7 protein-coding genes are annotated in these 3,920 nt (G+C 70.5%); 6 read left to right on the forward strand and 1 reads right to left on the reverse strand.

The features are described from left to right. From MNZ27_RS22895 to MNZ27_RS22910, 4 genes are all read left to right on the forward strand, one after another. A partial coding sequence (locus MNZ27_RS22895; protein ID WP_242396380.1) for an RHS repeat-associated core domain-containing protein occupies window positions 1–796 on the forward strand: 796 nt, incomplete at its 5' end. A 17-nt stretch (window positions 797–813) separates the two neighbouring features. Continuing rightward, complete coding sequence (locus MNZ27_RS22900) at window positions 814–1,263, forward strand: hypothetical protein (protein WP_242396381.1); 450 nt, start codon at window positions 814–816, stop codon at window positions 1,261–1,263. Between the two features lie 5 nt (window positions 1,264–1,268). After that, a complete protein-coding gene (locus MNZ27_RS22905) occupies window positions 1,269–1,796 on the forward strand; it encodes an immunity 26/phosphotriesterase HocA family protein (RefSeq protein WP_242396382.1) in 528 nt (175 codons plus the stop codon). 194 nt (window positions 1,797–1,990) lie between these two features. Then, window positions 1,991–2,365, forward strand: coding sequence for a hypothetical protein (locus MNZ27_RS22910; RefSeq protein ID WP_242396383.1), 375 nt, complete (start codon window positions 1,991–1,993; stop codon window positions 2,363–2,365). A gap of 30 nt (window positions 2,366–2,395) precedes the next feature. Here MNZ27_RS22910 and MNZ27_RS22915 read toward each other — a convergent pair whose 3' ends face one another. Further along, on the reverse strand, window positions 2,396–2,602 hold the full coding sequence (locus MNZ27_RS22915) for a hypothetical protein (RefSeq protein ID WP_242396384.1): 207 nt from the start codon (window positions 2,600–2,602) through the stop codon (window positions 2,396–2,398). A 356-nt stretch (window positions 2,603–2,958) separates the two neighbouring features. On the opposite strand from MNZ27_RS22915, the gene MNZ27_RS22920 reads away from it, so the two are divergent. Both MNZ27_RS22920 and MNZ27_RS22925 read left to right on the forward strand, forming a co-directional pair. Continuing rightward, window positions 2,959–3,357, forward strand: a complete 399-nt coding sequence (locus tag MNZ27_RS22920; RefSeq protein WP_242396385.1) for a hypothetical protein — start codon at window positions 2,959–2,961, stop codon at window positions 3,355–3,357. A gap of 136 nt (window positions 3,358–3,493) precedes the next feature. Next, on the forward strand, window positions 3,494–3,920 hold a 427-nt coding region (locus MNZ27_RS22925), incomplete at its 3' end, for a helix-turn-helix domain-containing protein (protein ID WP_242396386.1).

The following is a 3,920-nucleotide window of genomic DNA, read 5'->3' on the forward strand; positions in this document are numbered from 1 at the left end:
CGGGCAGTTCTGGTCGGTGAAGGGGCGTCGCGCGGCGATGAAGCACGTGTTCGTCGGGACGGCGCGGGTGGCGTCGAAGCTGATGCCGCCACCGGGCTGGGACGACGTGCCGCGGGGGACGGTGGACGCGACCGAGCCGGGGACGACCCCGACCACGGTCAACAACGACAGCGGCTGCGACCCGTCGAACTACCAGCCGCAGAAGTGCGCGTACCTGCCGGGCGGCGATCCGGTGCTGAACGACTACTACGCCGACGCGAAGGTGCGGCCGGAGACGTACTACTACCACCCGGATCACCTGGGCTCGACGAGCTGGGTGACGGACCAGAACGCGCGGGTGCACGAGCGGGTGGAGTACTTCCCGTACGGCGAGGTGTGGAGGGACACGCGGAGCGACGTGGGCGCGTCGCCGGTGAAGGGGCAGAGGTTCCTGTTCACCGGGAAGGAGATCGACGAGGAGACCGGGCTCTACTACTTCGGGGCGAGGTACTACGACCCCCGTTTCGTCCGGTGGGCGTCTCCCGATCCGTTGTACATCGGGTTCCCCGAGCGTGGGATCGGTCGAGAATTCGAGTTCAACTTGTACGGGTACGTCGGCGGGAACCCCCTCAGCCGCGCGGATCTCACAGGCCTCGAGACGGTCGGCCAGCTCATCGAGCGGAGGGCCTCGCGGCGGCGAAGAATGGATCTTACGTCGCGGCATTCGGGTGGGCGTTCGCGCAGGCGTATTGGGACTACTTCGGAGCCGAGGGTGTCAGCCGCGTCACGGACGCCGCGCTTGGGCAGCGGAAGCTGACCTCGAACGACGTGACAATGGCCGGGATCGAGATTCTCACCGCGTTGCCCGGCGGCAAACCAACGGCCGAAGCCTACGAAGTCGGCGTCAAGCTGTTGTACGCAGGCGAGAAGCGCGTGGGGAAAGCCGCCGCACGCGCGTACGCCGTCCAGCTGCGCGCAGCCGAGCGGGGCGAAGCCAAGGGCGGAACGTATCTGCTTCGGGATCCGGTGACCGGCGAGGTCGTGCGGACCGGGAGAACGAAGGACCTTGCGAGGCGCGAAGGCGAGCATGCCCGGAACCCCCTACTCGGCGATTTTACGTTCGAGGTCGACAGGCGCACCGACGTGTACGCGGAGCAGCGCGGACGGGAGCAGGTCATCCACGATCAGTACGACCCGCGGCTAGACAGGATCGAGCCGATCAGCCCGCGAAACCCGAGGCGGAAAGAATATCTCGACGCGGCGACGCGACTAGAGAATAGATAACCGCCATGGCGCGCAAGCCAAAGTCGCCGAAGGCGAGCAGCAGCAACGTGCGGAGGATCGCGTACCGCGAGGGGGATTGGTTCCTGATCCCGCTCCGGGACGGTTCGGGATTCGGCGCGGGCGTCGTCGCCCGTGTCGGACGTCGGGGCGTCACACTGGGCTACTTCTTCGGTCCAAAGCACGCGGGGCGGGCGTCCCTGGTCGACGTCGAGCGGGATGCGCCCACGGGTGCGGTCCTCGTTGGCAAGTTCGGTGACCTCGGGTTGATCCGCGGGAGCTGGCCTCTACTCGGGCAGACGCCGGGGCGCTGGGCCCGGGAGCGCTGGCCGATCCCAGAGTTCGTCCGGACGGACGTCATCAGCGGCAGTCGCAGGAAGGTCATCTACGTGGAGGGCGATCTCTCGACGGAGACCGCCACGATCCCCATCGACGCACGCGATGCGGCTGACTTGCCGGCGGACGGGCTCATGGGGTTCGGCGCGGTGGAAATTCGGCTCACGAACCTGCTTGAGGGCCCCGACCGAGAGCACTGATCGGGAGGCCGCAGGACCAGGACCCAGGACCCTGACCGAGAGTTCCGGCGCTCGGCCGGAGCGGCAGCGCGGCGGAACCACGCTCCGGGGCGAATTCACGCACTGAGCCTGGTGCGAGAGCCGCGACGCGGCACGACGCGGCGCAGGCGGAGACGTACCTGGCGAAGCTGCTGTACGACGAGTTCGGGCAGCGGGTGCACCAGCGGGTGGGGAACGGGGTGGTGACGCGGTACGGGTACGAGCCGCTGACGCGGCGGCTCTCGGCGGTGTACACGCAGAAGCCCGGAGAGCGGCTGCTGCAGGATCTCCACTATGCGTACGATCTGGTGGGGAACGTGCTCACGCTGCGGAACGCGCTGGGGGAGGCGGATCCGTCGCACGCCGGAGAGGTGACGACGTCGTACCAGTACGACGATCTGCACCGACTGGTGTGGGCGCACGGAGAGGCGAAGTCTCGGCCCGGGACGCTGGACACCTTCACGTCGGTGTTCAAGTACTCGGACATCCACGCGATGACGTCGAACGTGCAGGTGCACCAGGTGCTGCACGGGCCGACCGGGGGGCGGTGAGTTCCCGCCGCAGACGAACCACGCGTTCGACTACCAGTACCAGGGAGCGGGCCCGCACCAGGCGACGCGGATCGGGGACACGTCGCTGGTGTACGACGGGAACGGGAACACGGTGCGGGAGTGCCGGGACCCGGCGGACGCGACGTGCTGTTGCCGCTCACCCAGGATGACGGCGTAGGACCCGATCTCGCGCAGGCAGCGTGAGGGGGAGTGGCGCGTCACGACGGCGACGGCCATCGCGCAGGCCGAAAACTGGCAGTCACGTTGGGTGATGGTATCGACGCCACCGAGGAGGGGGCACCGGCGCGGCGTCGGCCCCGTAAACGGGTGGCGGGGAGCGTGTTGGAGCACGCCCCCCGCCGTGCCCTGGGCCTGTGTCGGCAGGTGACCGGAGCGGGATTCGATTCGTACAGTCGGAGCTTCACGTCAAGGACTGGCTGGCCCGGCGGCCGGCGGTGGGCGAGGTGCGTCCGGGTCGGTGTCCGGCGTGCGGTGCCGCGGGCCGGCCGGCCGGGGCGCGGCTGGGGTTACATGGCCATGGCTGGCGCGAGCGGCACCAGTGGGGACCGGCCGAGCGGGACGATGCCGCCGCGGTGTTCGGGCTCTTGCTCCGCCGGTACCGGTGCCAGCGCTGCGGTTCGGTGGTCGTGGTCGGGCCCCGGGGTCTCCTGCGCCGGCGGCTCTACTCTGCGGGCGCCGTCGCACTGGCGCTCGCACTTTACGGGCTCGCGGCGCTCCCACCGGCCGAGGTCCGCCGCCGGGTGAGCCCGCTCCGGATCGTCGGCGTGACCGCGGCGGCGGGGTGGGCGAGCCTGCGCCGGTGGTCGAGGGCGGTTTGCGCGGGCCGGCTCTTTCCAGTGGTCCGGCAGCTCCCGGCCGATGCGACCCTGCGCCAGGTGGCGGCCCGCGCGGCGACGACGCTCGCGGCGTACGCGCCCAGCTCCGGAGGGCTCGCCGTCGAGTCGGCCGCGTTCCTCGGGGCGAGCATGTAGGCCGAGGTCCATCGCGGCGGTGGCGCGGGCGGAGGCGATCCCACCATCGAGGATCCCTCCGCGGCGCCACGGCCGCCGGGCACTGCTCCTCGCTCGTCCTCGCCACTCCCGGCGAGGCGATCACTGAGGAGCAGAAATGGACGAGTCCACCCCGGCGGCGGCGCCGCCGATCCCCAAGACGATCCCGCTCGCGCCGAAGGACCATGCAGAAGCGATCGCGATCTTCCACAGTGAGATCGTCGGCGCGCTCACCCGCAAGGAGCTCGACCACGGCGAGCTGCGCGCGGCGCTCCGCGTGCTCTCGCAGGAGCGGTTCCGCCCGCCAGGCATCGACACGACGCGGCGGTACTCGGTTCCGACGCTCGAGCGCTGGTACTACGCCTACCGCGCCGGCGGCCTCGCCGCGCTCCGGCCCGCCCCGCGGAGCGACCGTGGCCACGCCCAGGAGCTCACGGCCGAGCAGCGCGACCTTCTCCTCGAGATTCGCCGCGAGCACCGCTCGGCGTCGGTGCCGCTGATCCTGCGGACGCTCGTCGCCGATGGCCGGCTCGAGGCGGGTGCCG

It is taken from the genome of Anaeromyxobacter oryzisoli (assembly GCF_022690765.1).
In the GTDB taxonomy this organism is placed as follows: Bacteria; Myxococcota; Myxococcia; order Myxococcales; family Anaeromyxobacteraceae; genus Anaeromyxobacter; species Anaeromyxobacter oryzisoli.